The following is a 25,509-nucleotide window of genomic DNA, read 5'->3' on the forward strand; positions in this document are numbered from 1 at the left end:
CAATTTCAGGCGCGCAACGGTTTCCCGTGTGGAATCGCCCAAAAAACGAATGGTTAGAGCGGGTTCAATGGTGCTGAACCTCTCCGGGCGTGAGCGACCGGATGCCGGTCCTGCGGGCAGGATGCGATCAGGGCCGGGATGGCGGCCGCATCGGAGGGATGGCCCCTGATAACGCTGGCGACCTCGGCATCGGCTTGTTCGAACCAGTAGACCATGTCGGCGCGGTGCAGATACGTCGCGGCCTTTTTCAGCAGCGGCAGCAGGTTTTGCAACGCGCACAACGTCTCCCAGCGGTTTGGCCAGGAGGTCGAACCGCCCACCGCGCATGCGGCTGACGATTGCATGTCGCTATGCTCTCCGTGGGTGGGCAGCACGATTGTCTTTTGCCTGCGCCTTGGGGTGCAGCGGGTTGCCGCTGAGCTGCGCATGCCTGGCCGGCCGTGCGCCGCGAAGAACGTCGAAGGCTTCCGCATAGGCCATGCCCAGCAGATAGGAGATCATCGGAAAACGGCTTGCTTCGGCCATCTGCACGAGCTCGTTGGTCATCGACGAAATGTATTGAAGACTATCGATTTCCGACTGGCGTAAGGATTGATTTGGCACGTGCTGCTCCTGTCTCTGGTGGAATCTTGGGAACGCGTTACAGAACATACTGAGCCGACTAATTGATAGATTGGCCCGCCGAAGGCGGGCATGTTTCCGGGGCCGAAAGGGTCAAGGCATAGATCGGTGCGTCGGTGAGACTGTCGAGACCAAGCAGCCGCTTGATCGCGGAATGACTGAGCGCCGCCGTGGGGCATGCCGAGAGGCCATGATTGGTCGCCGCCAGCATGATGTTCTGGCCGATATGGCCAGCCTCGATCAGCACGACACGATAGGCGTTGGCGTCTTCGTATTTCCACATTGTGCGGTCGAGCTTCGCGCAAAGCAGGACCAGGCACGGCATGGCGTCCGCCCACTCCTGCCCGCCGACCAATTCGGAGATCTTAGGCAGATGGTTTGCGGAAACCCTGCCAAGGTCGTGATCGGCGGCGCAATAGTGATAGACGCCGGGCTCGAGGCCATCGACGCCGAGCGCGACCACATAGGCCTCATAGGGATTTCGCGCACCGCCGGAAGGGGTCATGCCAAGCGGCAGGGCGCCAACGCAGTTGGTGGTCTCGCCGGTGATGCCGAGCCCCGCGAACAGGCAGTCGGAAAGCTGTTTGGCCGTGATGGTGGGCCGAGCGGCCGTGCGGTTGGTGCGGCGCCGCGCCATCAGGGTGAGAAGTTCGTTGTCTTCCAATGCGTTCGGCAGCCGAATGGCGCCAGCAGAATTCTTCAGCACCAGGTCGGGCTGCGGCGTGTGGCCGGCACGTTCGATCTGCCGCTCTTCCGCTTGCTCGATGGTGATATATTCGCTGTCCTGGACGCAGAAATGCATCAGCGCGGTCGGAAGGCCCCAGTTCCATTGTCCGGAGAACTGTTCCTCCTGTTCGGCGAGCGGCGATCCGGCGGTGACCAGGGCGGAAAACTCGAGCAGCCGGGGAACGACAGTCTTCAGCTCGGACTTCGACCAACCATGGGCGCGGGCGATGTCCGCCGCCGAAGCCCATGTGTCCCACGAAGCGAGAAGACCGACCATCTCCGGGCTGCATTCAAACACGCTTCTGGTCAGGAAGTTGCAGGCCGTGACCTTGTTCGGCCCGGGGTAGAAAACCAGGGTTTTTGAAGAGCGCATTTTCATGATGCTGAATGCCATCTGCGGAGCCGAGGCGCCGACAAGCGAACCGCTCGCCGGCGCAGAACGGCTTCAGCGCTTGTTGTAGTGCATGCCCTGCGAGAAGAAGACGGTCTGCGAGCCGGCGGCAATCGTCAGCTTCGGAGCGGTGGTCACTTTCTTAGCCATTTTCATCCCTTTCCTGACCCCCTCGGGTCCGTTGAAAGACCCCTCAAAACAGGATCCACAACAAGAAAGGTAAGGTCGAAAGAGTTAATGGTTTGTTAATATTATAGTAAATCCGTACGCCAAAGGCAGGTGGATGAATTATCTTTCCTGGCGCTAAAGTGTAAAATATCGATTTTATTCAGATACAGAGTAGACAATCGCTAGCGTACGCTTTTTTGGTGTATGCTTATTCTTATTTAGCGTAAGTCACGGCGATCGAAGGGACTAACCCAACCCCCTCCCGGGTGAGGCTGACCACCAGTTGGTCGACATCGGGATCGTCGAGCCTGACGACATGTGCCATGCTGATGGCGTCCCTTGGGCGGATGTTGGCTATGTCGCGCCGCATGATGACGGACACGAAGGCTGGCCCGGCCTCCGTCAGAAGCATGGCCTTGCCTATCAGCACCGGTTCGGAGATGGGAGCCCATTGCACGGAGATCAGCGACGGCTCGCCGGTCTGGCGGCGATTGATGCCGCTGAAATAAATCCAGTTCAGGCGCGAGATCGCCACCCCATAGTGGTTGCCGCGCGCCCGCGCCCACGTCGATCCCCGGCGTTCCGACCATCCGGTGACCCTTCTGAAGGTGACCAGTTCGGCTTCGCGCCGCACGAAGGTTACCGAGCGCATCAAGAGGTCGGGTCGGTCCGGTATCGAAAAATAGGTGAAATAGGTGCCCCCCGCGATCGATGGACTGGGCGGGCGAATCATCTGGTTGAACAAGCTCTCGGACACCGGCGGCAGGCCGCGCATGATGGGCTCAGGTGCACCGGGATCCTGGTACAGTTCGGCCTCGTCGATACGGAAGTAGTCGCATATCAGCTTGGCGGTGGCCTTGTTGGGCACCGTCTGTCCTTGCAGGTAGCGTTCGAACTGCGTGCGGTTGATGCCGAGCTCACGGCATACCGCGCTTACGGAGGCATGGTCCTTGCAGAGCCGTCTGAGGTTTGCAGCGAGATTCTCGCGAATTGACACGTCTTTGCTTCCGCAGGCGGATTCTTCATTTCGACTCAAAAATCCATATAGCGTCTTCGGTCGCCGCCGCCGAAACGCCCTTGTCACAACGCACAGAAAAAACTGATTTGGTAGCGTCAATCTAATGGGTCGGCTTCCAAAAAAAACGGAAACAATCCGCGAGCAGCTTCCGCCATAAGTCCAATTGACAACAGTTTTGTCAGATAACGCGAGATGGCGCGCGCAGTAGGGCAAATAACGACCGTGGGCGAGCCAGGACGAGCGTCGTCCATTGGATTTGGCGCGGAGAGGGAGAATTGATTATCCCGCTGGTGGAGCTGAGGAGGATCGAACTCCTGACCTCGTCATTGCGAACGACGCGCTCTCCCAGCTGAGCTACAGCCCCGTCCAGCGGATGGGCGCATTTATCGGGCGCCGCGGTTTCCTGTCAAGGCGGCGTTTTGCCGAAATCCAGTATCGCCAGGTGTCGAGCCGGCGTGCGACGGAACGCAGCCCTTGCCGGTTTCGCGTATTCGTGGGCGTCAGGGCACCTGGCGCCCGCCGGTCACTTCACGGAAAAATCGACCGTTTCCTTTACAGTGCCGTCGACGGCGATCTGCACCTGATAGGTGCCGACCGGCCAGCCGGCATCCGGCTTGCTCATCGAGGAGTCGACGTGGTTGTCGATCGTGCCGATTTCGAAGTTGACTTCGTCGATCTTGTAGTTCGCCGGCGCGGCACCGCCAGAATCGACCGAGATCCAGCTTACGGTGAGCGTCGATCCCGAAGCCACCGCATCCGTCAGGTCAGCGGAGAGGAAAATCTTCGCCGTGTCCTGCGAAAATGTCGCCTGCGTTTGCTCTGCGTGCTCGGTGGCGGACAGCACGATGTTTTGGAATCCCTCGGCCTGGGCCGGCACGGCAAATGCCCCAACCGCCACCAGGGCCATTGTTCCCAACCCTACCATCATTGACCGAATGTGCATGCGTTTTCCTTTGAAATCGAACCGCGGCCTGCGCCGACTCATGTCGCGCGTGCCCACCGCCGCTTTCTAGAACTCAAGGACTGGGTTTGTCCACGAAGCCTCGGCGCCACGACTGGCCCGTTTGATCCACCGGCATCGAGCCGATTGAAAAGCGATCATGGTTCGGCATTGGCGCCCCACGGAAAGCCGGCCCTTGCCGGTTTCGCGTGCAATGGCTACATGTCGGCAACAATTGGAGACCGGCATGCTCGCCCTCATTCAAACAATCGTCATGGCGCTTGACCTCTACTGGTGGATCATTATCGCCTCGGCGATCTTTTCCTGGCTCTACGCCTTCAATGTCGTCAACTCACGCAATCAGTTCGTCGGTTCCATCGGCAACATGCTCTATCGGCTGACCGAGCCGGCGTTGCGGCCGATCCGCCGTTTCATGCCGGACCTAGGCGGCATCGATATCTCGCCGATCATCCTGCTTCTGATCCTGTTCTTCCTGCGGCAGTTCATATTGACCAGTGTGGCGCCTCTGGTCCTGTGAGCCCGATGATCGTATGAGCGCGCCGTTTCGCCTGCGCGATGATGGCGTCGACCTGTTTGTCCGGCTGACGCCAAAGGCTGCGCTGGACAGGCTCGAAAGCGTCGAAGTATCCGCGGACGGACGAAGCTATTTCAAGGCGCGCGTCCGCGCCGTGCCCGAAAACGGCGCCGCCAATCGTGCGCTCGAAAAGCTGATTGCCAAGGCGCTGGGCGTGCCGGGGTCCGCCGTCTCGGTTGTCGCTGGCGGCACCGCCCGGCTGAAAACCGTGCGCATTGAAGGCGATCCGGCGATGTTGGCGAAAAGCATCGAGGGACTCGGCCGTCAATCCTGAGGCCCTTCGCTCGAGGGTTCAATCTCCCAGCGGCAGCCTGGGATCGTCGACTTTCAACGTGTTCACGCTCTGCTTGATGCGACGCAGATTTTCGAGAACCCTTGGTCCGCGCGTTTCGGCGACCGAGGTGACGATCATGTCGACGATCGACAGCAGCGCATAGCGCGAGGATGTCGGCTTGTAGATGTTGCCGTCCTCGAGCGACTGGAAATGGATGACCGTGTCGGCGACCTTGGCGAGGGCTGAGTCCGGTGGGGTAATGGCGATCGTGGTGGCGCCATATTGCTGGGCGACCTGCACCGCATCGATGACCGATCGTGCATAGCCCGAGACCGAGAAGGCGACCAGCGTGGTCTCCGGCGTGGCAACGGCGGCGTACATGCGCTGCAGCTGTCCGTCGATCTGCGCCAGCACCGACACGCCCAGCCTGAACAGCCGGTTCTGCATTTCGGTCGCCATCATCGACGAAATGCCGCCGGAACCGATGCACAGCACATTGCCCGAGACGGCGATGCGCGCGGCGACGGCGACCAGCGTCGTCATGTCGAGGTTTTCGCTGGCGCGCTGGATGGCCGATATCGCCGCTTCGGTGATGGCCGAAGCGATGCGCTGTTCGCGGGCGTCACGACTCAATGGCTCCGGCGACAGATACTGGCCGCCGATGGCGATGGCTTGCGCCAGATAGAATTTGAAATCGCGCAAGCCTTCGCAGCCGAGGTTGCGGCAGAACCGCGTCACCGTCGGCTCGCTGACACCGACGCGCGCGGCAATTTCCGAAATCGCCGCCTTGGAGACGAAATCGAGGTCGGCCAGCACGAAGCCGGCCAGCTTGCGATCCGACTTCGTTCCGTCCTGTGACATCAGCTGCAGGCGCGTGATGATGTCGGCCGGTGTCTTCATGCTGGTATTTTCATAGAGGCAGGCCCGTCGCCTTGTCGAACAGATGGATGTTGCCGGGATCGACCGTCACCGGCAGCAGGTCGCCCGGCCTGACCGGCACCCTGTCGCGAAACACGGCGCGCACGGTATCGGTGCCGATGGCGCCATAGACATGGGTTTCGGAGCCGGTCGGCTCGACGACATCCACCCTGATCGCCATCGCGTCGACAGCGTCGCCGATGACAAAATGCTCGGGCCGGATGCCGGCCTCCACCGCGCTGTCCGCCGGCACCTGTTTGCCGGCAAGCGCAAGCCGCCCGCCGCCGGTTGATTCGAACCAGCTTTTTCCAGCTGTCGCCTTGAGAGAACCCGACACAAAGCTCATCGACGGCGAGCCGAGGAAGGAGGCGACGAATTTGTTGGCCGGTCGGTCATAAAGTTCCAGCGGCGCGCCGACCTGCTGGATCCTGCCGCGGTCCATCACCACGATGCGGTCGGCCATGGTCATGGCTTCGATCTGGTCGTGGGTGACATAGACGATCGTCGATTTCAGCCGCTGGTGCAGCGCCTTGATCTCGACGCGCATCTGCACGCGCAATTGTGCGTCGAGGTTGGACAGCGGCTCGTCGAAGAGGAACACAGACGGTTCGCGCACGATGGCGCGGCCCATGGCGACGCGCTGGCGCTGGCCGCCCGACAACTGGCGGGGATAGCGGTCGAGATAGGAGAAGAGATTGAGGACGCCGGACGCCTTTTTGACCTTCTCGTCGACCACCGTGCGCGTCTCTCCGCGTATCTTCGGGCCAAAGCCGATATTGTCGGCTGCCTTCAGATGCGGGAACAGCGCATAGGACTGGAACACCATGGCGATGTTGCGCTGCTGCGGAGGCAGCGCGTTGGCGCGAACGCCGCCGATCAACAAATCGCCCGAGGTGATCGGCTCCAGGCCGGCCAACATGCGCAGCAAGGTCGACTTGCCGCAGCCGGACGGGCCGACCAGCACGACGAACTCGCCGCTCTTGATATCGAGGCTGATGTTCTCGAGGATCTTGTGCTGCCCGAAGGATTTCGACAGGTCGCGAAACTCGACGTCGGTCATGCTCACGCTCCCAGAATGTCGTCGATGAAGGGCAGGCAGCCGGCGGTCAGCCCCGCGTCCACGGGCATCACCACGCCTGTTATTCCAGATGCGCGATCGGACGCAAGGAAGGCGACGGCTTCCGCCACTTCCGAAGCATTGACGATGCGACCGAGCGGATAGAGCCGCTGCAGTTTGCCGAGGATTTCGGGATTCTTGGCAAGGCGGTGGTCCCAGGCGGCGGTGCGGATCGAGCCGGGGCAGACGACATTGGCGCGCAGACCGCTACGGCCGAGCTCGACCGCGATCGCCTTGGCATAGGCGTTGATGCCGGCCTTGGCCGCGGCATAGGCGGGATTGCCGAAATGCGCGATGGCGTTGACCGACGAGATGAAGACGACGCTGCCGGAACCACGGCCGGCCATCGCCTTGACCAGCGGATCGGCGAAATTCATCACGCCGGTCAGATTGAGGTCGAGTTCCTGCTCTATCCTGTCGGGATTGAGCGCCGAAATCGTCTCGGCGCGCGTCCAGCCGGCATTGTTGATGAGAATATCGGGCACGCCGTCCCGGTCGAGGATCGCGGCGATCGCCGTCGCTATCGACGCCTTGTCGAGAAGATCGAAGACGTGGCGGGAGGCAAGCTGCGGGCTCTTCAATGCCTCGCTCGACTGGTCGCAACCGATGACCCTGGCGCCTCTTTGCGCCATCAGCGTCACTATGGCCGTGCCGAGGCCGCCGCCCGCACCCGTCACCACGACAGTCTTGCCTTCGAACTCGGCTTGCGAAACCACCGTGCGTCATCCTCCCGGAGTTCTGACAGACCGCGCAAGGCCTAGGCCAGTAAATGTAATTAAGCAACATAATAATCTGCTTGCAAGCCTTCAAATCATCGATAATGTAGGAAAGTCACATAAATCTTCTGCTCCGGCAACGAAGAGGCGCGAAGGCGCAAAATCAAAATGGGAGAGATCAAATGAGCCTTGCAAAATGGACTGTCGGCCTGATGGCCGGAATGAGCATGCTGGCAATTGCGGCGCAGGCCGATGCGGGCGAGGTGCGCGTCACCGTCGCCGAGTACAGCGCCAAGACTGGACCTTATTTCGACAGCGTCAAGAAGGAATTCGAAGCGGCGAACCCCGGCATCACGGTCAAGTTCGAAGTGGTGCCGTGGGACGTGCTGCTGCAGAAGCTGACCACCGACATCACCGCCGGCACCAATGCCGATCTGTCGATCATCGGCACGCGTTGGCTGATCGACTTTGTCCAGCAGGATGTCGCCGAGCCGCTCGACAGCTACATCAAGCCCGACTTCAAGGATCGCTTCATCGACACATTCCTGTCGCCCTCGATCATGGAGGGCAAGACCTATGGCCTGCCGATCGCGGCCTCGGCGCGCGCCATGTATTACAACAAGGAGCTGTTCGAGAAGGCCGGCATCGCCAAGCCGCCGGCAACCTGGACCGAGTTGCAGGACGATGCGCGCAAGATCAAGGCGCTGGGGTCGGGCACGTTCGGTTTCGGCTTGCAAGGCAAGGAGATCGAGACCGATGTCTACTACTATTATGCGATGTGGTCCCAGGGCACCGAGATCCTCAACAAGGACGGCACTTCGGGCCTGAGCACGCCCGGCGCGCTGGAAGCCGCCAAGCTCTACAAGTCGATGATCGACGAAGGGCTGACCGAACCCGGCGTCACTTCCAACAACCGCGAGGATGTGCAGAACCTGTTCAAGCAGGGCAAGGTCGGCATGATGATCACGGCACCTTTCCTGTCCAACCAGATCAAGGACGAGGCGCCGAACCTGAAATACGGCGTGGCGGCCATTCCCGCCGGTCCGACCGGCGCGCGCGGCACCTATGGCGTCACCGATTCCATCATCATGTTCAAGAACTCCAAGAACAAGGACGAGGCCTGGAAGCTGCTCGATTTCCTGTTCACCACGGAACAGCGCGCCAAGTTCACGCAAGGCGAAGGCTTCCTGCCGGTGAACAAGGAAGAGGCCAAGATGGACTACTACGTCAACAATGCCGATCTGGCGGCCTTCACCGCGCTGCTGCCTGACGCCCGCTTCGCGCCGGTCATTCCGGGCTGGGAAGAGGTCGCCCAGATCACGTCGGATGCTATGCAGAAGATCTATCTCGGCGGTGACCCCGAGGCCGGCTTGAAAGACGCAGCCGCCAAGGCCAACGCCGTGCTGAAGAAATAGGGCGTATCTCCCTGCGCCCGTGGCGCGCTCCGCTCAAGCGGGGCGCGCCACATCTTGCAGACTTGAGCAGAAAGATAGTTCGTCGATGTCAGCGCCGCCCCAGCCAGGCTCCTTTCCTCTCCCTCCGGAGGGGGGAGAGGTGGCTCGGCGAAGCCGAGACGGAGTGGGGAACCACCTGGCAACCGCCGCGAACGAACGTAGGAAGGGCACTAGGCGCAAGCATCGCCTCGCCTTGTGCCCAGGGTCGACCCCCACTCCGTCGAGCTTCGCTCGACACCTCTCCCCCGATCGACGGGGGAGAGGAAGAACCCCCTTCCGCAACTGCTGCGGAGGACGGGCAGGCAGGTGAGGGGCGCGCCGACAGTTGCAAGGAATCCTGAAGCGGTGCCTTGAGAAGAACGAGGCGGGATTAAGTCAATCTGTTAAGCCAGCGCAATCCAATCTCCACCCGCAACACGGTCCAAAGCCAGCCGATGCAAAATCGTTTCTTGCCCTATCTCCTGACCTTGCCCAGCCTGTTCCTGGCGGCGATCGTCATCTTCTGGCCGGTCTGGGACCTGATCCAGATATCGACGCATGATGTCAACCGCTTCGGCCAGCTTCGCGGTTTCAACGACTTCGCCAATTTCGCGGCACTCACCGCCGATCCCGACTTCATCGCCGCGCTCTGGCGCACCGGCCAATGGACGGTGATGGTGGTCGGCGGCGCGCTGCTCTTGTCGATCCCGGTGGCGATGATCCTCAACACCGATTTCTATGGCCGCGGCATCGCCCGCGTCATCATCATGCTGCCCTGGGCGGTGTCGCTGACCATGACCGCGGTGGTCTGGCGCTGGGCGCTGAGCGGCGAAAGCGGCATGCTGAACTCGGCGCTGATCGGCCTCGGCCTCATCGACCACAACATCCAGTGGCTGGCGAGCGCCGAAACCGCCTTTCCCATGCAGGTGCTGATCGGCATCCTGGTGACGGTGCCGTTCACGACGACGATCTTCCTCGGCGGGCTATCGTCGATCCCCGACGATCTCTACGAGGCGGCGGCGCTCGAAGGGGCGACGCCGCTGCAGCAGTTCCGCGAGATCACCTTTCCGCTCTTAAAACCGTTCATCAACATCGCCATCGTGCTCAACACCATCTACGTCTTCAATTCCTTCCCGATCATCTGGGTGATGACGCAAGGCGGGCCGGCCAACTCGACCGACATCCTGGTCACCCATCTCTACAAGCTGGCCTTCCGCATCGGCAAGCTAGGCGAAGCGTCGGCGGTGTCGCTGGTGATGTTCGCCATATTGCTGGTCTTCACCATGATCTATGTGCGGCTGGCGATGCGGGAGCAACGCGGATGACGAGCAAACTGAAGCGCTCCATTATTGCCTGGCTGCTGCTGGCACCGCTGATCGTGGTGACGCTCTTTCCCTTCGCCGTGATGTTCCTGACCGCGGTCAAGCCGAGGCAGGAAGTGCTATCGCCGACCTGGTGGCCGAGCGAATTCCGTTGGTCAAACTTTTCCGACATGTGGGTGGCGACCGGCTTCGGCCAGGCACTGCTCAATTCGCTCTACGTCTCGATCATCGCCACCGTCGGCGCCATCCTGATATCGGTTCCGGCGGCCTATGCCATGTCGCGCTTCCGCTTTGCCGGCTATGGCGCCCTGCGCCAGTTCCTGCTGATCTCGCAGATGATCTCGCCGATCGTGCTGGTGCTCGGCCTGTTCCGGCTGATGGCCGCCTGGGGCCTGGTCGAGAGCACGACGGCGCTCGGCTTCATCTACATGGCCTTCAACGTCGCCTTCACGGTGTGGATGCTGCAGAGCTATTTCGACACGATTCCGCGCGATCTCGAGGAAGCGGCCTGGATGGAGGGCGCCGGCCGCTGGCTGACCTTGCGCAAGGTGTTCCTGCCGCTCTGCCTGCCGGCGATCGCGGTGACGGCGATCTTCACCTTCATCAATGCCTGGAACGAATTCGTCGTGGCGCTCACCATGCTGCGCAGCCAGGAAAGCTACACGCTGCCGATCCAGGTGTTCTCGCTGGTCGCCGGCCGCTACACGATCGAATGGCACCACGTCATGGCCGCAACGCTGCTGGCGACCGCGCCGGTGGCGATCCTGTTCATCTGGCTGCAGCGCTACCTCGTTCGCGGGCTGGCGCTCGGGGCGGTCAAGTAGCGCCTATTCACCACGGAGCTCTCATGCGCATCTTCACCGCCTCGCTGGCGACGGAAACCAACACCTTCTCGCCGGTGCCGACCGACCGGGCCTCGTTCGAGATGGCCTTCTACGCCGGACCCGGCAAGCATCCGGAAACGCCAACGCTGTGCTCCTCGCCGATGGTCGCGCTGCGCCGGCGCGCCGTGGCCGAAGGCCTTGATGTGATCGAAGGCACAGCCACTTGGGCGGAGCCGGGCGGTCTGGTGCAGCGGCAGACCTATGAGGCGCTGCGCGACGAGATTCTCGGCCAGCTCAAGGCGGCGCTACCGGTCGATGCCGTCATCCTTGGCCTGCATGGCGCCATGGTGGCGCAAGGCTATGACGATTGCGAAGGCGATCTGCTCGAACGGGTTCGCGCAATGGTCGGGCCGGAGGTGGTGGTCGCCGTGGAACTCGATCCGCATAGCCATCTGACGCCGAAGCGGGTCGCGGCCTCTGACATCCTCGCCTACTTCCTCGAATTCCCGCACACCGATTTCTATGAGCGCGGCGAACATGTCGTCGAGCTTGGGCTTGCGGCGGCGCGCGGCGAGATCAAGCCGGTCATGTCGACCTTCGACTGCCGCATGATCCAGGTGCTGCCGACCAGCCGCGAGCCGATGCGGTCCTTCGTCGATCGCATCAAGGCGCTGCACGGCAAGGACGGCGTGCTGTCGGTTTCCGTTATTCATGGTTTCATGGCGGCCGACGTGCCCGAGATGGGCACGCGCATCCTGGTCGTCACCGACAATGACAAGGCCAAGGGCGACGCGCTGGCGGAAAAGCTGGGACGAGAACTCTACGCGCTGCGCGAAAAGACGGCGATGACGATGCTGAACACCAGTGACGGCATCGATCGCGCCTTGGCCGTGCGCGCAGAAAATCCGGGCAAGCCGGTGGTCATCGCCGACATCTGGGACAATCCCGGCGGCGGCGTTCCCGGCGACGGCACTTTTGTGCTGCGCCAGATACTGGGGCGTGGCCTGGACAGATTCGCCGTGGCGACGATCTGGGATCCGATCGCAGTGACATTCTGCCTGGCGGCGGGCGAGGGCGCCGTCATCGACCTGCGCTTTGGCGGCAAGGCCGGGCCGCAGGCCGGCGAGCCGATCGACGCGCGCGTGCGTGTGCTGAAGGCGGTTGCGGAAGGTTGGCAAAGTTTCGGGCCGAGCCGCGTGACGTTGGGGCCGACAGCGCTGGTCCGCATCGAAGGCACCGAGGTCGACATCATCCTCAACACCAATCGCACGCAGACCTTCGAGCCGGATATCTTTTCCAACATCGGCGTCGATCCGCTGAGCAAGGACATGCTGCTGATCAAGTCGACCAACCATTTCTACGCCGGCTTCGAACCGATCGCCGCCGAGATCATCTATGTCTCGGCGCCGAGTTCGTATCCCAGCAATCCGGCGGTGACCGATTACAAGAAGCTGACGCGGCCGGTGTGGCCCAGGGTGGCCGATCCGTGGAGGTTGCCAATCTCCCCCACAAGGAGGGAGATTGGCTAATCACACCAACCCTCTCTTCACCATCATCGCTTCCGGCGACGGCATCTTGCCGCGAAATGCCGTGTAGAGCTCTTCCGGGTCCTTCGAGCCGCCGGCGGCGTAGATGTTCTTGCGCAGCCGCTCGGCGAGCGTCGGATTGAAGGGGTCGCCGGTTTCCTCGAAGGCGGCGAAGGCATCGGCGTCGAGCACTTCCGACCACATGTAGGAGTAATAGCCGGCCGAGTAGCCGTCGCCGGAAAACACATGGCCGAAATGCGGGGTGCGGTGGCGCATGGCGATGGTGTCCGGCATATCCAGCTTCGCAAGCGTTTCGGCTTCGAAACGAAGCGGCGCCTCGGGCGCATCCGGCCGTGCGTGATAGGCCATGTCCATCAAGGCCGAGGCGGTGAATTCGACCGTGGCGAAGCCGGCGCCGAAGGTGCGTGCGGCCAGCATCTTGTCGAGCAGCGCCTTCGGCATCGGCTTGCCGGTCTTGACGTGCAGAGCGTGCTTTTCCAGCACCGCCGGCACGGTCAGCCAATGCTCGTAGAGCTGCGAGGGCAATTCGACGAAATCGCGGCTGACCGAGGTGCCCGCTACCGACGGCCAGGTGACGTCGGTCAGCATGCCATGCAGCGCATGGCCGAACTCGTGGAACAGTGTTTTGGCCTCGTCGACCGACAGCAAAGCCGGCTCGCCCACCGGGGGCTTCGCGAAGTTCATGATGTTGTAGATCACCGGCTTCGAACCGTCGCCTAGACGATAGCCGGATTGCAGCGCGCTCATCCAGGCGCCGGAGCGCTTTGACGGCCGCGCGAAATAATCGGCGAGAAACAGGCCGCGCTCGCTGCCGTCGGCATTCTTCACCACGAAAACGCGAGCGTCGGGGTGCCAGACCGCGATGCCCTTCTTCTCCTCGAAGGTGATGCCGAACAGCCGTGTCGCCACGTCGAAGCAGGCGTCGATAATCCGGTCGAGCTGCAGATAGGGTTTCAGTTCGGCCTCGTCGAAGGCGAACTTTTCCGCACGCAGTTTCTCCTGGTAGAAGCGCCAGTCCCAGGCGGCGAATTTTTCGTTGCTGCCGGCTGCGGTGGCCAGCCGCTGTAATTCGGTCTGGTCGCTTGCTGCCTTCTCCAGTGCCTTCTCCCACACCGGATCGAGGAGCGCGTGCACCGCCTTCGGTGTCTTGGCCATTGTGTCGTCGAGCTTCAGCGCGGCGAAGGAGGCGTAGCCGAGAAGCTTTGCCTTTTCAGCGCGCAGGCGCAGCATGTCGCGCACCACGGATGTGTTGTCGGTGGCGCCGCCATTCTGGCCGCGCATGGTGAAGGCGCGGAAGGCGATCTCGCGCAGGTCGCGGCGTTCGGAGAAGGTCGAGAACGGCTCGTAGATCGAACGCGACAAAGTGACGGCATAGCGGCCCTTCTGGCCGCGTATTTCGGCGGCCTCGGCCATCGCGCTCTTCAAAAAGTCCGGCAGGCCGGCAAGGTCGGCCTCGTCGAGAAACAGCGCCCAGTCGCTCTCGTCTGCCAGCACATTCTGGCCGAAAGTCGTGCCGAGCGAGGACAGCTCCTCGTTGATCTGTGCCAGCCGCTTCTTGCCGTCGGCGTCGAGCTTGGCGCCGGATCGCACAAAGCCCTTCCAGGTCTTTTCCAGGACGCGCAGGGTCTCGGCGTCGAGCTTCAAGCTATCACGGCGCTGGTAGAGATCGTCGATGCGGGCAAACAGCCTCTCGTTCATCGAAATCGCCGAGAAATGCCTGGACATTTTCGGCGAAATATCGCGCTCCAGCGCCTGGATCGTCTCATTGGTGTGGGCGCCGGCGCGGCACCAGAAGATCGACGAGACACGGTCGAGCGCCTCGCCGCCGAGTTCCAGCGCGGCGAGCGTGTTCTCGATGGACGGCGCATCCTTGTTGCCGGCGATCGCCTCGATCTCGGCCTCATGCGCCTTCAGCGCCGCGTCGAAGACCGGTGAGAAGTCGCCGTCGCCAATGCGCGTGAAATCCGGCAGGCCGAGCGGCCCTTGCCACGTGGTCAGCGGATGGGCGGCGAGGTCGACGGCTTTTGTGGATGGCATGGACGGTCTTTCGCTGGTGAGGGCAGGCAGGGCGGGCGGTATCCGATGTAGGGCGCGGCCGGCGGACCCGCAATATCGCAATTGGCCGATCCGCCTCAGAAGCCGTCGCAATTCTCGGCGATCGCGGCTTGCGAACTGGCGGTGATGCGGTTGTCGGCCACCGCGAAGGTTTCCTGCATTAGCATGTCGTTGTTGGGGAAATCATAGCAGGCGACCACCGTGGTGACGCCGCCTTCGCTCTTCTCGATCCGGTGCCGGATCGCAGCGCCGGCAACCGCACCTTTCCATTCGTCGATCGAGGCGATGAATTCCTGCTTGTTTTGCACGATGCCGAGGTCTTCGAATTTGATGCGGACATCATCGGAGAGCAGGTCCGACAATTCGGTGCGGTCTGCCACCAGAAGCGCCGAATACCAGCGGCTGATGATGGCGCGATCATCGGCGCGGGCGGCAATAATCGCCACCAGCAGCGCGGCCGCCGTCAAAGTGGTCGACCTGACATTCACCACCTTGCGCGCCGCTGCGTTCATCCCAGCTGCGGCCGTTCGAAATCACCGGTCTCCTTGTTCATCACCCAAAGTTCGCCGGTCGAAATGTCGAACCATGCGCCGTGCAGCGACAACCGCCCTTTGCCCTCGAGAATCGAGACGCAGGGAAAGGTGCGGAGATTGGCGATGGAATAGCGGATCGAGATGCGCTCCAGCGCGGTCTGGCGCTCCGACGCGGTCATGAAGGTGCTGGAGGAGACGGTTTCGGCGGCCGGCGCGATCAGGCTCATCCATTTGCCGATGAAGTCGCCAGGCGAGAGCGGTGCGGAATTGGTGTCGAGCGCGGCGCGGATGCCACCGCAGCGGCCGTGGCCCATGACGACGATGTTCTTGACCTTGAGGCTCTGCACGGCAAATTCGAGCGCGGCGGAGGTCGAATGGAACTCGCCGTCCGGTGCGTAGGGCGGGACCAGATTGCCGACATTGCGCAGCACGAAGAGTTCGCCGGGTCCGGCGTCGAAGATTGCCTCGGGTGCGGTGCGGGAGTCGCAACAGGCGACGATCATCGTTTCCGGCGCTTGGCCTTCGCGGGCAAGCTCGCGATAGCGTCCGCTCTCGGTGAGATAGCGGCCGTTCATGAAATTGCGGTAGCCGGCGAGAAGGTGGTCGGGGAGATTGGACATGGGCGGCGTCTGGAGCCTTTCCGGGTTGGAGGCGGCAGCTCGTTGCGGTCAAAAGAGGCTCTAACGGCAAAAGCCCGTTGCGAGCAATGCAGAATTATGGGGCCGGCTACAAATGCCATGCATCAGGCGCTGCCTTGGCTAATACCGCTATGCCCAGATGGCAACAGGAATGCCAAGACTGTCGCGGCCCGGCGGGTCAGGAAACGGCCGTGCCTCACCCCTGGCGATGCGACCGGCGATCAGCATCATCGCGGCTGCATCAAGGAAATCATCAGCGGCGGCGCCGCGCGGCGGCGGCCGGTCGAGAAAGCCCATCTCGTAGCCATGCCGGCAGAGCAGCGCCTTGCGTTCCGCCATGCCGGCCGGATTGATGCTGCCCTTGATCTTCTTCGGCAGCTGCATGGCCCGATCGCCATTCAGCCGGCAGAAAGCGACTTCCGGATGCGATTCGTAGACGCGGCCGCGCAAATCGGGCCGCGCGATCAGCAGCGCGTCGATCTCGCGGATCTTGGCAAAAATGCCGAACGCCTGGATCGAAACGCCGTGCGGCGGGTCGGATGTGGTCTTGGCCACCTCGCTTGCCCTGATGTGCGCGGCATACCAGGCTTCGATGGTGGTGAAGCCGTTGGTGTCAGCGTAAAGCGCGGCACGGGACGGGATCGAGAAGACGCTGGATTGGCGTGCCCCAAGCAGCGGCCGCACCAGTGCTTCGGGGCCGCGACCGCCTTTGCTCGAAAATTCGGGCAGGCCGATCGGCATGTCGACAGCGATGACCGCATCGTCGGGAAGCGATGCAAGCAGGGCGGTGAAGCTGGCGAAGACATCGACCGACGGTGTCATGCCGGGCGTGCGCCGGACGGCGATCCAGCCGGCCTTGCAGCCGTCTGCGCCGACAAGCACGACCTTGGTCGAGGTCACGCCCGGCGGTCCCGCCCCGGATGCGTGAGGTGACGAAGCTGCACCATCGCCATCGGGTGCGACAGGCTCTGCGCGTCGGTTTCGAGTTGCAGTTCGTCGCCGCCGCGTTTGGCCGTGCGCGCCAGGATTTCGTAGACCGCCGCCGTCGTCGATTGCAGAGCCTTGATCGCCGGCTGGCCTGACAGGATGCGTGCCAGGTAGACCGCCGCCGTCAGGTCGCCAAGGCCATTCGGCGGCTTGTCGATCAGACGATGTTCGGCGAGCAGCGCCTGGGTGCCGTCGAGCAAAAGATTGCCGGTGCCGCCGGTCATCATCGACGGCGCCGAGGTGACCAGCATGGTCGATGGTCCGGCATGCAGCGCCGCCGCGATCACCGATTTCAAGTCGGGCAAGGGAGCGCCGGCCATCCATTCCAGTTCGTAGCGGTTGGGGGTGGCGATGTCGGCGATCGGCATAAGCCGGTCGCGCATGGCGATGGCGGTCGGCTCGGGCACGTAGAGGCCGCCCGAATCACCCATCACCGGATCGCAGATATAAACGGCGTCGGGCGTCCTTGCCTTCACCGCGGCAACCAGCGAGGCGACGGCCTCAGCCTGGCCGGCCTCGCCGAGATAGCCGGACAGCACGGCGCCGACCTCGCCCAGCCAGGGCGCCCGCTCGAGATCGGCCATCAACGCCTTGAACTGGTCGAGCGGCGGCACGATGCGCGTTGCCCGTCCATGGCCGGGATGCCACGGCAGGATGATCGTCGGCACCGCCCAGACCGGGAAACCCAGGGTCTCCAGCGCAAAGACGGCGGCGCGGTTGCCGACCGAGCCGCGCGCGACATGGCTGGAAATGACGATGACCGCACGCGGCGCGTCGGTTTGTTCGGCGCTCATTGTTGTTTGATTCCTAACTGCCCTGGATGACGTAAAGCACGAGCCAGACCATCAGGCCCAGCGCCAGCAGCAGGCCGAGTGTCCGGCCAATGCGGGTGCCCCAGACTTCGATCGGATCGGCACGATCGGCATCGGCCGCGGTGACGTGATCGCGCATACCTTTCGTGGCCCGCGCCACGAACGAGTTGCCGGCCGGATCCGTCTCGCGTGCAACGCGCTCTAGGATACGGCGCGATTCCTTCTCGTTGTCGTGGCGTTCCGCCATGGTGATGTCCCGTTTCGGTCGCGACCTTACCGTGTTCGTCCCGCCAATTACAGGGCCTTGGAGCTGGTGGTAACGTGTTGATAATCGTACCCGTCGAGGTCATTTTCTTGCGCGTTGATTGTGGTAATGCTTCGCATGCAACTTCTACTGAGGGATCCCATCATGTTTGCCCAGCGCCTTGCCTCGCCGTCCATGTTCCGCACGCTGCCCGCCTTCCTGATGATGGCGATCATGCTGCCGCTGCTTGCCGGCTGCGGCTACAACACCATCCCAACGGCGGAAGAAAACGCCAGGGCGGCATGGAGCGAGGTGCTGAACCAGTACCAGCGCCGCGCCGATCTCATCCCCAACCTGGTCGAGACGGTCAAGGGCTATGCCTCGCACGAAAAGGACACGCTCGACGCGGTGGTCGAAGCTCGCGCCAAGGCCACCCAGATCACGGTGACGCCGGAAACGCTGAAGGATCCCGAAGCCCTCAAGAAGTTCCAGGACGCCCAGGCCGGGTTGACCAGCGCGCTGTCGCGACTGATCGCGGTCTCGGAGGCCTATCCGGATCTCAAGGCCAACCAGAATTTCCTGGCACTGCAGGCGCAACTCGAAGGCACCGAAAACCGGATCGCGGTGTCGCGGCGCGACTACATCCAGGCGGTGCGGGATTACAATTTGACGCTGCGGACGTTCCCGTCGGTGCTATGGGCGACCTTCTGGTTCCGCGGCAACGAGCCCTTCGCCAATTTCACCGTAGAGGAAGACAAGATGCAGCCGCCGAAGGTCGATTTCGGTACCAAGCAGGGCGGTTAATCGCCTCGGCCGTCGTCGGAATACAATCCTGCGAAAAGACGGACTGCTGGCGTGCAAACACCCCCCTCTGTCCTGCCGGACATCTCCCCCTCAAGGAGGGAGATTGGCGGCTTCGACCACGGCGTTCCTGCCGCGTTCGTGATTGGCGAAGGCCGACATGACATCCGATCTCCCCCCTGGAGGGGGAGATGTCCGGCAGGACAGAGGGGGGCGCGACGGAACGCCTACCTCTCCTTCCTCGGCCTTCTTGCCAGCATCCTCCTCCCCTTCGCCGCCTTCGCCGCCGAACTCCCCGCACTCACCGGCCGTGTCGTCGACAATGCCGGCATCATCGATGCGGCGACCAAGGCCACGCTGACGCAGAAGCTTGCCGATTTCGAGACAAAAGGTTCCGACCAGATCGTCGTCGCGACCATTCCCAGCCTCGACGGCGAGGAGATCGAGCCCTACGCCAACCGGTTGTTTCGCTTCTGGAAACTCGGCCAGGCGAAGGAAAACAACGGCGCGCTGCTGTTGGTGGCCCCGAACGATCGCAAGATGCGCATCGAGGTCGGCTACGGGCTCGAAGGCACACTGACGGACCTGCACACCAAGCTGATCATCGAAAACGACATGGTGCCGGCCTTCCGCGCCGGCGATTTCTCCGGCGGCATTGAAAAGGCCGTCGACGACATGATCATGGTGTTGGAAGGCAATCCGGAGGAGCTGGAAGCACGCGGCGAGCGCAACCAGCAGGCCCCTTTCGATTCCGACGACCTGTTCTTTGACGTCTTCATCAGCATCTGGGCGATCATCTTCTTCGGCAGCATCGCGATTTCCGTGCTGCCGCCGATCTTCGGCCAGAAGCTCGGTCCCGGCCGCTATCGCTGGCTCGGCATGACCTTCGAGCCAAGCCGGCGATCCTCCCGTGGCGGCTGGTCGTCGGGAAGCTCCGGCGGCGGCTGGTCGTCGGGAAGCTCCGGCGGCGGCTGGTCTTCGGGTGGCGGCGGGGGCGGCTTTTCGGGCGGCGGCGGTTCGTCAGGCGGCGGCGGCTCATCGGGAAGCTGGTGATGGCATGAGCGCGCGCAGCATCAGCCTGTCGAGACCCGGCCGCTTCGCCTGGCCTGTCCTCATGGCAGCAGCCATGCTGTTCTCCTGCTTCATGGCCTACGCCGCCGACCTGCCGGCGCTGACCGGCCGTGTCGTCGACAATGCCGGCATTATCGATGCCGCGACCAAGGCGGCGCTGACGCAGAAGCTTGCCGATTTCGAGACAAAAGGCTCCGACCAGATCGTCGTCGCGACCATTCCCAGCCTCGACGGCGAGGAGATCGAGCCCTACGCCAACCGGCTGTTCCGTTTCTGGAAACTTGGCCAGGCCGGTGAAAACAATGGCGTGCTCCTGCTGGTCGCGAAGAACGATCGTAAGATGCGCATCGAGGTCGGCTACGGCCTGGAAGGCACGCTGACCGACCTGCACACCAAGTTGATCATCGAAAACGACATGGTGCCGGCTTTCCGTGCCGGCGATTTCTCCGGCGGCATCGCCAAGGCCGTCGACGACATGGTCATGGTGCTGGAAGGCAATCCCGAAGAACTGGAAGCGCGCGGCAAGCGCAATCCCGCCGACAACAGCACGTCCATCGATCCGATCGTCGCGGTGTTCCTGATCCTGTGGGCGACGATTTTCTTCGGCGGTCTGGCAATGGCGTTCCTGCCGCCGATGTTCGGCACGAAGCTGTCGCCGGGCGTGTACAAATGGCTGGGCATGACGTTTCGTTATGGACGCGGACCGAGTGGCTCCTCGGGCAGTAGCGGCTGGACAACGGGTTCGTCGTCGGGCAGCGGCTGGTCGTCGGGGAGCTCCGGTGGTGGCTGGTCTTCGGGCTCAAGCAGCGGCGGCGGGTTTTCCGGCGGCGGCGGCTCATCGGGCGGTGGCGGTTCTTCAGGAAGCTGGTGAGACAGATCATGGTAACACGACCAATCAGCCCGCAAGATCATGAACGCATCGCAACCGCGATCCGCGCCGCCGAGGAGAAAACCGACGGCGAGATCTACTGCGTCGTGGCGCATGCCAGCGACGGTTATTTCTTTCCGGCCGCCTTCATGGCGACCGTGTGCATGCTGATCGTCAGTCTGGCGGTCGGCTATGGGCTGGAAGCCTGGTGGCTGTCGATCCGGCTGCCGCATTTCGTCCTCGCCCAGCTGCTGGCGCTGGCCTGCGTGCTGGTCTTGTTGTGGGCGCTGCCCGGCATGCGCATACACCTGGTGCCTAGGCGGTTGCGCTACCAGGCGGCGCATGCCAACGCGATCAAGCAGTTCCTCGCCCGCAACGTCCATCGCACCACGGCACGGACCGGGGTTCTGATCTTCGTCTCGATCGCTGAACGCTATGCCGAAGTGGTCGCCGATTCGGGCATCGATGCCAAAGTTGGCCAGCATGTCTGGGACGGCGTCGTGCGCGACCTTACCGCGCATGCCGGCGACGACCGGCTTGCCGACGGCTTCGTCAAGGCGATCGAGCAGGTGGGGGCAGTGCTGGCAGAGCATTTCCCCGTTACATCAGGCGACAGCAACGAACTGGACGATCATCTCGTAGAGATTTGAGGGCTTCCACAAAGGCGTCGAAGGCCGCTCACCGTTGGGGGTGATCGCTTGTGAGAAAGCGGTTGGCGGGTCGTCCGGACTCTTGCAATCGGCCGATGCGGGTTTATGGTTAACAAATCATGAATACGCTGACGATCGACATAAGGAAAGCCGACCCGCGCGATGCCAGTGCCATCGCCGAGGTGCACCTGGAGGCCTGGCGCGGCGCCTATTCCGGCATCATTCCGCACCGTACGCTGACATCGATGATCAACCGTCGTGGCGCCGACTGGTGGGCCAACGCGATTCGCCGCGCCGCCACCGTTCTGGTCGTCGAAATCGGCGGCAAGGTCGCCGGCTATGCGACGATCGGCAAGAATCGCGCCCGTGAGCTCAAGCAGCAAGGCGAAATCTACGAATTGTACCTGCGCCCGGAATATCAGGGCATCGGGCTCGGCAGCCGGCTGTTCGCGGCAGCCAGGGCGCGGCTGGCCGATCACGGGCTGAAAGGCATGGTGGTGTGGGCGCTGGAAGACAACCAGAACGCGCTCGCCTTCTATGCCGGCGCCGGCGGTCGCGACGTCGCCGAGGGCGTGGAGATCTTCGAGCAGAAGGCGCTGAAGAAGGTCGCTTTCGTCTGGGAATGACAGCCAGGCCTTTCGGCCATTGTGCCTTCCGATTTCACCAAGCACCATTCGCCGCATTGCACCATGGCGCGCCGCCCGCTATCGATCGTCCATCGAGAGAGGGATAAAGCCATGCGCATTGAAGCCATAGCCAGCGGAAAGAATCCGCCTGAAGACGTCAACGTCATCGTCGAGGTGCCGATCGGCGGCGAGCCGATCAAGTATGAGATGGACAAGGAGGCCGGCACCCTGTTCGTCGACCGCTTCCTGCACACCTCGATGCGCTACCCCGGCAATTACGGCTTTGTGCCGCACACGCTGTCGGGCGACGGCGACCCGATCGACGTGCTGGTCTGCAACACGCGCGCGCTGGTGCCGGGCTGCGTCATCAACGTGCGGCCGATCGGCGTGCTGATCATGGAAGACAATGCCGGCCAGGACGAGAAGATCATCGCCGTGCCGTCACCGAAACTGACGCTTCGCTACGAGAACGTCACCGAATACACCCAGCTGCCCGACATCACGCGCCAGCAGGTGCAGCACTTCTTCGAGCACTATAAGGATCTCGAACCGGGCAAATGGGTCAAGATCGAAGGCTGGCACGATTCCAAATATGCCAAGAAGATGATCGTCGACGCGATCGAGCGGGCCAAGGCGAGCAAATAGCGCGGCCGCTTGGGGCTCTGCGGAGCCCCGCTTGCCCATCAGGTTCGCGAAGCCTTTCAGCTTCGTCATACCAGGGCGGAGCAGCCGCGAAGCGGCGTCGCGGAGACCTGGTATCCATGCCGTGACGCTCGGGTGCGCGGCTAAGCAGAATTCTGCACCGTTGTGGTGTTGTTGATGTCGCGGCATGGATCCCTTGGGCTGCGGAGCAGCTCCAGGGGTCTGCGCCGCGTCGCTACGCTCCTTGCTCCACCCATACATGACGAAGGCGCAATGGCCAATCGCCGACGTCCTCAGTTATCCACCCGGCCGAAGGCCGGAACGTTGCCGATGACGGTGTGTTTGTCCTTGCCGCAGGCGAAGGTTCGTGCCTTGTCGTCGGCAAGCTTGCGCGCCTGGTCGTTGGCGGCGGGATTGCCGGTTGCCAGCACCAGGCCCACGGTGCAGCCGTCGCGGGCCTCCATCTGGCCGACCTTGGCGACGAGCAGCACTTCGGTCGGCTTTTTTTCGTCGTCCGGGTTGCTGATCGAGCGGCGATGGATGACTGCAAAGGGCACAGCGGTCTGGCCCTTGGTCTCGATGCGCCATTCGATCTTGGCTCCGGATGAATTGAAGCCGGAAAAGCTCTCCCAGACCGTCGTCATGTCGCCGCCGGGCGGAAAGCCGTAGAACAGCGATTCTCGGGCATCGTCATAGGCGATCAGCACCGGATAGCCGCGATAGCCCGAACAGGCGAGCTCGGCCCAGTCGCCGTCGCCTTCCTCGGCCTGCGCGTAAGTCACGCAATCCTTCTTCGAGTCCAGATCGGTGTAGGCGCTGGAAATGCCGTCGGCTTGCGCCGCCTGGCAGAGACCGATCAGGGCAAGCGGGATCAGAATGGCACGCATGGCGGTCAATCTCCGTTGCAAGCCGTTGCAGCGTAGCGCCAAACACTATTTCTTCAAGCTGGCCTCAATCAGCAGGTCGGCGTTGCGGGCGACCGCTTGCGCCGGGCCGCCGAGTCCGAACAGCTGGCCGCTGATATAGGCGCCTTCGATCAGAAGCAGCAGGCCGTCGCCCAGTGTGTCAGGGTCTTGCGCGCCCATCGCAACCGCCATGGCGCGCAGGCGGCGGCGCAATTCCTGCTTGTTGGCCTCGCTGACTAGGCGGGCCGGATGGCTGTGGTCGGGATATTCGACCGCCGCATTGGTCATGCCACAGCCGCGATAGTCCGCCACTTGCGTGCGCTTGCCGATGCGGGTCAGAAAAGCCTTGATCTGAGCGCGCGGATCGCCGGGATGAGCGGCGACCGCCTCGTCGAAACGCTCCCAATACTCAAGATCGTATTGCCTGAGGTAGGAAGCGGCCAGCTCGTCCTTGGACGGAAAGCTGCGATAGAGGCTGGGCTTGGTGACGCCGGCACGTTTGACGATCTCGTCGACGCCGATCGCCCTGATGCCGCGCCGGTAGAACAGGTCATACGCGACATCGAGGATCTTCTTGGCGGCTTTCGGCGGCGCCGATGCATGACCGTTGCTGATGGTCAGATCAATATTTTTGTCCGTTGGCATCGCGTGGCTCGATTGACAATGTTACCGATCGGTACGTATACATGCTCCCACCCTGCAACGTACCGGTCAGTAACATGATAACTCAATCCCGTCCCTTTGGCCAGCGCTACGCCTTTGTCGTGGTCGGCGTCATCTTTCTCAGCCTGCTGGTCGCGGCCGGCCTGCGGTCCGCCCCCTCCGTCATGATGCTGCCGCTGGAGAACAGTTTTGGCTGGCGGCGCGACGTCATCTCGCTGGCCGCGGGTGTCGGCATACTGCTTTACGGCCTGACGGGTCCATTTGCCGCAGCCCTGATGGAGCGCATCGGGCTGCGCCGCACGCTGCTGGCTTCGCTGGTGGTGATGTCGGGCTCCACCGCGCTCAGCCTGCTGATGACCAAGCCCTGGCATCTGTTCATTACCTGGGGCGTGTTCTCGGGCATTGGGTCCGGTGCTGTCGCCAGCGTGCTCGGCGCCACCATCGTCAACCGCTGGTTCAAGACCAATCGCGGCCTTGTCATGGGATTGATGTCGGCCTCCAGCGCCTCGGGCATGCTGGTTTTCCTGCCGCTGACCGCCGCATTGGCGCAGTCGGGCGGCTGGCAGCCGGTTGTCATTGCGGTGGCGATAGCCACCGCTGCCCTGATACCGCTGGTCTGGCTGCTGGTGCCCGAGCGGCCGGCTTCGATCGGCATGGTGCGCTACGGCGCCGAGGCTGACGACGTGCCGCCCGCTCCACCTGCGTCACAGGGCAACTTCCTCGCGCACACATTCTCGACGCTGCGCCGCGCCGCCGGCACGCGGGTGTTCTGGTATCTGTTTGCAACCTTCTTCGTCTGCGGCTTCACCACCAACGGGCTGGTCGGCACGCATCTGATCGCGTTCTGCGGCGATATGGGCATCGGCGAGGTTCAGGCCGCCGGCCTGCTGTCGATGATGGGCATCTTCGACCTGATCGGCACGACGCTGTCGGGCTGGCTCACCGACCGCTTCGATCCGCGCAAGCTGCTCGGCGTCTACTACGGCATCCGTGGCCTGTCGTTGATCTATCTGCCCTATTCCGGCTTCTCGGCGACCAGCCTGATCATCTTCGCCGTGCTCTACGGCCTCGACTGGATCGCCACCGTGCCGCCGACGCTGAGGCTTGCCAACGAGGCGTTCGGTGACCGCAGCGGACCGATCGTGTTCGGCTGGATCGTTGCCGGCCACCAGATCGGTGCGGCCGCCGCGGCTGCCTTCGGGGGCACCATGCGCGAGTTGCAGGGCAATTACGAGCTGGCCTTCATGATCGCCGGGATGACGGCGATTGCCGCCGCCTGTATCTCGCTGCTGATCAACACCAGCCGCCCGGCCTTCGATCCGGAGCCGCAGGCGGCGTAGGGCCGATCCACCTTCTCCCACAACAAGGGGAGAAGGAAGATGTGGTTGTTATCAAACCTTCATC

Annotated in this window: 29 protein-coding genes and 1 tRNA gene; 13 read left to right on the forward strand and 17 right to left on the reverse strand. The window is 62.8% G+C overall.

The features are described 5' to 3' along the window. Positions 1-53: 53 nt before the first annotated feature. The 6 genes from ACSQ3L_RS05665 to ACSQ3L_RS05690 all read right to left on the reverse strand — a co-directional run bounded on the left by ACSQ3L_RS05665 (position 54) and on the right by ACSQ3L_RS05690 (position 3,924). Entirely contained in the window at positions 54-344 is a 291-nt protein-coding gene (locus ACSQ3L_RS05665) for a hypothetical protein (protein WP_436159056.1), read from the reverse strand. 4 nt (positions 345-348) lie between these two features. Beyond that, positions 349-603, reverse strand: a complete 255-nt coding sequence (locus tag ACSQ3L_RS05670) for a hypothetical protein (protein ID WP_436159057.1) — start codon at positions 601-603, stop codon at positions 349-351. 58 nt (positions 604-661) lie between these two features. Further along, a complete protein-coding gene (locus ACSQ3L_RS05675; protein ID WP_436159058.1) occupies positions 662-1,741 on the reverse strand; it encodes a SagB/ThcOx family dehydrogenase in 1,080 nt (359 codons plus the stop codon). A gap of 379 nt (positions 1,742-2,120) precedes the next feature. Beyond that, complete coding sequence (locus ACSQ3L_RS05680; protein ID WP_436159059.1) at positions 2,121-2,903, reverse strand: helix-turn-helix domain-containing protein; 783 nt, start codon at positions 2,901-2,903, stop codon at positions 2,121-2,123. Positions 2,904-3,212: 309 nt separating this feature from the next. Then, positions 3,213-3,288 (reverse strand) — tRNA-Ala (locus tag ACSQ3L_RS05685). 159 nt (positions 3,289-3,447) lie between these two features. After that, a complete protein-coding gene (locus tag ACSQ3L_RS05690; RefSeq protein ID WP_436159060.1) occupies positions 3,448-3,924 on the reverse strand; it encodes a hypothetical protein in 477 nt (158 codons plus the stop codon). 187 nt (positions 3,925-4,111) lie between these two features. On the opposite strand from ACSQ3L_RS05690, the gene ACSQ3L_RS05695 reads away from it, so the two are divergent. Next, positions 4,112-4,402 carry a YggT family protein gene (locus ACSQ3L_RS05695; RefSeq protein WP_013528977.1) on the forward strand — a complete coding sequence of 97 codons (291 nt, stop codon included), beginning with the start codon at positions 4,112-4,114 and terminating at the stop codon, positions 4,400-4,402. 13 nt (positions 4,403-4,415) lie between these two features. Next, positions 4,416-4,733, forward strand: coding sequence for a DUF167 family protein (locus tag ACSQ3L_RS05700; RefSeq protein ID WP_436159061.1), 318 nt, complete (start codon positions 4,416-4,418; stop codon positions 4,731-4,733). 18 nt (positions 4,734-4,751) lie between these two features. On the opposite strand, the gene ACSQ3L_RS05705 is transcribed toward ACSQ3L_RS05700, so the two are convergent. From ACSQ3L_RS05705 to ACSQ3L_RS05715, 3 genes are read right to left on the reverse strand one after another with little or no spacing between them, the layout of a single operon-like run. Further along, positions 4,752-5,633 carry a MurR/RpiR family transcriptional regulator gene (locus ACSQ3L_RS05705; protein ID WP_436159062.1) on the reverse strand — a complete coding sequence of 294 codons (882 nt, stop codon included), beginning with the start codon at positions 5,631-5,633 and terminating at the stop codon, positions 4,752-4,754. Positions 5,634-5,643: 10 nt separating this feature from the next. Continuing rightward, positions 5,644-6,711 (reverse strand): ABC transporter ATP-binding protein, encoded by a 1,068-nt coding sequence (locus ACSQ3L_RS05710; protein ID WP_436159063.1) that lies wholly within the window; start codon positions 6,709-6,711, stop codon positions 5,644-5,646. A 2-nt stretch (positions 6,712-6,713) separates the two neighbouring features. Continuing rightward, positions 6,714-7,484: an SDR family oxidoreductase gene (locus ACSQ3L_RS05715; protein WP_436159064.1), complete on the reverse strand. Its 771-nt coding sequence runs from the start codon at positions 7,482-7,484 to the stop codon at positions 6,714-6,716. 182 nt (positions 7,485-7,666) lie between these two features. Between ACSQ3L_RS05715 and ACSQ3L_RS05720 the strand changes: the two genes are divergently transcribed. The 4 genes from ACSQ3L_RS05720 to ACSQ3L_RS05735 all read left to right on the forward strand — a co-directional run bounded on the left by ACSQ3L_RS05720 (position 7,667) and on the right by ACSQ3L_RS05735 (position 12,592). After that, positions 7,667-8,899, forward strand: a complete 1,233-nt coding sequence (locus tag ACSQ3L_RS05720; RefSeq protein ID WP_436159065.1) for an ABC transporter substrate-binding protein — start codon at positions 7,667-7,669, stop codon at positions 8,897-8,899. 473 nt (positions 8,900-9,372) lie between these two features. Next, on the forward strand, positions 9,373-10,242 hold the full coding sequence (locus ACSQ3L_RS05725) for a carbohydrate ABC transporter permease (protein WP_436159066.1): 870 nt from the start codon (positions 9,373-9,375) through the stop codon (positions 10,240-10,242). After that, on the forward strand, positions 10,239-11,063 hold the full coding sequence (locus ACSQ3L_RS05730) for a carbohydrate ABC transporter permease (protein ID WP_436159067.1): 825 nt from the start codon (positions 10,239-10,241) through the stop codon (positions 11,061-11,063). The genes ACSQ3L_RS05725 and ACSQ3L_RS05730 overlap by 4 nt, the downstream gene beginning before the upstream one ends. Positions 11,064-11,086: 23 nt before the next feature. Continuing rightward, positions 11,087-12,592 carry a M81 family metallopeptidase gene (locus ACSQ3L_RS05735; RefSeq protein ID WP_436159068.1) on the forward strand — a complete coding sequence of 502 codons (1,506 nt, stop codon included), beginning with the start codon at positions 11,087-11,089 and terminating at the stop codon, positions 12,590-12,592. Here ACSQ3L_RS05735 and ACSQ3L_RS05740 read toward each other — a convergent pair whose 3' ends face one another. The 6 genes from ACSQ3L_RS05740 to ACSQ3L_RS05765 all read right to left on the reverse strand — a co-directional run bounded on the left by ACSQ3L_RS05740 (position 12,593) and on the right by ACSQ3L_RS05765 (position 17,882). Beyond that, the gene (locus ACSQ3L_RS05740; protein WP_436159069.1) at positions 12,593-14,647 is read right to left on the reverse strand and encodes a M3 family metallopeptidase; all 2,055 of its coding nucleotides are present in this window, start codon (positions 14,645-14,647) and stop codon (positions 12,593-12,595) included. A gap of 95 nt (positions 14,648-14,742) precedes the next feature. Beyond that, entirely contained in the window at positions 14,743-15,177 is a 435-nt protein-coding gene (locus ACSQ3L_RS05745) for a nuclear transport factor 2 family protein (protein ID WP_436159070.1), read from the reverse strand. Next, the gene (locus ACSQ3L_RS05750) at positions 15,174-15,818 is read right to left on the reverse strand and encodes a carbonic anhydrase (protein ID WP_436159071.1); all 645 of its coding nucleotides are present in this window, start codon (positions 15,816-15,818) and stop codon (positions 15,174-15,176) included. The genes ACSQ3L_RS05745 and ACSQ3L_RS05750 overlap by 4 nt, the downstream gene beginning before the upstream one ends. Before the next feature lie 147 nt (positions 15,819-15,965). Next, positions 15,966-16,736 carry a DUF429 domain-containing protein gene (locus ACSQ3L_RS05755; RefSeq protein ID WP_436159072.1) on the reverse strand — a complete coding sequence of 257 codons (771 nt, stop codon included), beginning with the start codon at positions 16,734-16,736 and terminating at the stop codon, positions 15,966-15,968. Next, complete coding sequence (gene pdxY / locus ACSQ3L_RS05760; protein ID WP_436159073.1) at positions 16,733-17,617, reverse strand: pyridoxal kinase PdxY; 885 nt, start codon at positions 17,615-17,617, stop codon at positions 16,733-16,735. Before pdxY ends, ACSQ3L_RS05755 begins: the two co-directional genes overlap by 4 nt. 13 nt (positions 17,618-17,630) lie before the next feature. Next, positions 17,631-17,882 carry a hypothetical protein gene (locus ACSQ3L_RS05765; RefSeq protein ID WP_436159074.1) on the reverse strand — a complete coding sequence of 84 codons (252 nt, stop codon included), beginning with the start codon at positions 17,880-17,882 and terminating at the stop codon, positions 17,631-17,633. 162 nt (positions 17,883-18,044) lie between these two features. On the opposite strand from ACSQ3L_RS05765, the gene ACSQ3L_RS05770 reads away from it, so the two are divergent. From ACSQ3L_RS05770 to ppa, 6 genes are all read left to right on the forward strand, one after another. Then, positions 18,045-18,683, forward strand: a complete 639-nt coding sequence (locus ACSQ3L_RS05770; RefSeq protein WP_436159075.1) for a LemA family protein — start codon at positions 18,045-18,047, stop codon at positions 18,681-18,683. A gap of 255 nt (positions 18,684-18,938) precedes the next feature. Next, on the forward strand, positions 18,939-19,733 hold the full coding sequence (locus ACSQ3L_RS05775) for a TPM domain-containing protein (protein ID WP_436163384.1): 795 nt from the start codon (positions 18,939-18,941) through the stop codon (positions 19,731-19,733). A 4-nt stretch (positions 19,734-19,737) separates the two neighbouring features. After that, positions 19,738-20,622, forward strand: coding sequence for a TPM domain-containing protein (locus ACSQ3L_RS05780; protein ID WP_436159076.1), 885 nt, complete (start codon positions 19,738-19,740; stop codon positions 20,620-20,622). A gap of 8 nt (positions 20,623-20,630) precedes the next feature. Then, entirely contained in the window at positions 20,631-21,269 is a 639-nt protein-coding gene (locus ACSQ3L_RS05785; protein ID WP_436159077.1) for a TPM domain-containing protein, read from the forward strand. A gap of 119 nt (positions 21,270-21,388) precedes the next feature. Next, positions 21,389-21,895, forward strand: a complete 507-nt coding sequence (locus ACSQ3L_RS05790; RefSeq protein ID WP_436159078.1) for an N-acetyltransferase family protein — start codon at positions 21,389-21,391, stop codon at positions 21,893-21,895. A gap of 111 nt (positions 21,896-22,006) precedes the next feature. After that, on the forward strand, positions 22,007-22,540 hold the full coding sequence (gene ppa / locus ACSQ3L_RS05795; protein WP_292187142.1) for an inorganic diphosphatase: 534 nt from the start codon (positions 22,007-22,009) through the stop codon (positions 22,538-22,540). Between the two features lie 290 nt (positions 22,541-22,830). Here the strand turns inward: ppa and ACSQ3L_RS05800 are convergent, their stop codons facing one another. Both ACSQ3L_RS05800 and ACSQ3L_RS05805 read right to left on the reverse strand, forming a co-directional pair. After that, entirely contained in the window at positions 22,831-23,424 is a 594-nt protein-coding gene (locus ACSQ3L_RS05800) for a hypothetical protein (protein WP_436159079.1), read from the reverse strand. A gap of 45 nt (positions 23,425-23,469) precedes the next feature. Continuing rightward, a complete protein-coding gene (locus ACSQ3L_RS05805; protein WP_436159080.1) occupies positions 23,470-24,087 on the reverse strand; it encodes a TetR/AcrR family transcriptional regulator in 618 nt (205 codons plus the stop codon). 74 nt (positions 24,088-24,161) lie between these two features. Here ACSQ3L_RS05805 and ACSQ3L_RS05810 point away from each other — a divergent pair, with 74 nt between their 5' ends. Then, positions 24,162-25,445, forward strand: a complete 1,284-nt coding sequence (locus tag ACSQ3L_RS05810; RefSeq protein WP_436159081.1) for an MFS transporter — start codon at positions 24,162-24,164, stop codon at positions 25,443-25,445. Positions 25,446-25,509 lie beyond the last annotated feature (64 nt).

The sequence above is a fragment of the Mesorhizobium sp. LjRoot246 genome (assembly GCF_964254115.1).
GTDB lineage: Bacteria > Pseudomonadota > Alphaproteobacteria > Rhizobiales > Rhizobiaceae > Mesorhizobium.

Excerpts from the sequence above, each read along its gene's own strand:
- ACSQ3L_RS05705 (WP_436159062.1), bottom strand. The coding sequence starts at position 5,633 with ATGAAGACACCGGCCGACATCATCACGCGCCTGCAGCTGATGTCACAG.
- ACSQ3L_RS05750 (WP_436159071.1), bottom strand. The coding sequence starts at position 15,818 with ATGTCCAATCTCCCCGACCACCTTCTCGCCGGCTACCGCAATTTCATG.
- ppa (WP_292187142.1), top strand. The coding sequence starts at position 22,007 with ATGCGCATTGAAGCCATAGCCAGCGGAAAGAATCCGCCTGAAGACGTC.
- ACSQ3L_RS05695 (WP_013528977.1), top strand. The coding sequence starts at position 4,112 with ATGCTCGCCCTCATTCAAACAATCGTCATGGCGCTTGACCTCTACTGG.
- ACSQ3L_RS05790 (WP_436159078.1), top strand. The coding sequence starts at position 21,389 with ATGAATACGCTGACGATCGACATAAGGAAAGCCGACCCGCGCGATGCC.
- ACSQ3L_RS05800 (WP_436159079.1), bottom strand. The coding sequence starts at position 23,424 with ATGCGTGCCATTCTGATCCCGCTTGCCCTGATCGGTCTCTGCCAGGCG.
- ACSQ3L_RS05770 (WP_436159075.1), top strand. The coding sequence starts at position 18,045 with ATGTTTGCCCAGCGCCTTGCCTCGCCGTCCATGTTCCGCACGCTGCCC.
- ACSQ3L_RS05665 (WP_436159056.1), bottom strand. The coding sequence starts at position 344 with ATGCAATCGTCAGCCGCATGCGCGGTGGGCGGTTCGACCTCCTGGCCA.
- ACSQ3L_RS05785 (WP_436159077.1), top strand. The coding sequence starts at position 20,631 with ATGGTAACACGACCAATCAGCCCGCAAGATCATGAACGCATCGCAACC.
- ACSQ3L_RS05730 (WP_436159067.1), top strand. The coding sequence starts at position 10,239 with ATGACGAGCAAACTGAAGCGCTCCATTATTGCCTGGCTGCTGCTGGCA.
- ACSQ3L_RS05710 (WP_436159063.1), bottom strand. The coding sequence starts at position 6,711 with ATGACCGACGTCGAGTTTCGCGACCTGTCGAAATCCTTCGGGCAGCAC.
- ACSQ3L_RS05675 (WP_436159058.1), bottom strand. The coding sequence starts at position 1,741 with ATGGCATTCAGCATCATGAAAATGCGCTCTTCAAAAACCCTGGTTTTC.
- ACSQ3L_RS05700 (WP_436159061.1), top strand. The coding sequence starts at position 4,416 with ATGAGCGCGCCGTTTCGCCTGCGCGATGATGGCGTCGACCTGTTTGTC.
- ACSQ3L_RS05725 (WP_436159066.1), top strand. The coding sequence starts at position 9,373 with ATGCAAAATCGTTTCTTGCCCTATCTCCTGACCTTGCCCAGCCTGTTC.
- ACSQ3L_RS05810 (WP_436159081.1), top strand. The coding sequence starts at position 24,162 with ATGATAACTCAATCCCGTCCCTTTGGCCAGCGCTACGCCTTTGTCGTG.
- ACSQ3L_RS05765 (WP_436159074.1), bottom strand. The coding sequence starts at position 17,882 with ATGGCGGAACGCCACGACAACGAGAAGGAATCGCGCCGTATCCTAGAG.
- ACSQ3L_RS05745 (WP_436159070.1), bottom strand. The coding sequence starts at position 15,177 with ATGAACGCAGCGGCGCGCAAGGTGGTGAATGTCAGGTCGACCACTTTG.
- ACSQ3L_RS05740 (WP_436159069.1), bottom strand. The coding sequence starts at position 14,647 with ATGCCATCCACAAAAGCCGTCGACCTCGCCGCCCATCCGCTGACCACG.
- ACSQ3L_RS05735 (WP_436159068.1), top strand. The coding sequence starts at position 11,087 with ATGCGCATCTTCACCGCCTCGCTGGCGACGGAAACCAACACCTTCTCG.
- pdxY (WP_436159073.1), bottom strand. The coding sequence starts at position 17,617 with ATGAGCGCCGAACAAACCGACGCGCCGCGTGCGGTCATCGTCATTTCC.
- ACSQ3L_RS05780 (WP_436159076.1), top strand. The coding sequence starts at position 19,738 with ATGAGCGCGCGCAGCATCAGCCTGTCGAGACCCGGCCGCTTCGCCTGG.
- ACSQ3L_RS05720 (WP_436159065.1), top strand. The coding sequence starts at position 7,667 with ATGAGCCTTGCAAAATGGACTGTCGGCCTGATGGCCGGAATGAGCATG.
- ACSQ3L_RS05805 (WP_436159080.1), bottom strand. The coding sequence starts at position 24,087 with ATGCCAACGGACAAAAATATTGATCTGACCATCAGCAACGGTCATGCA.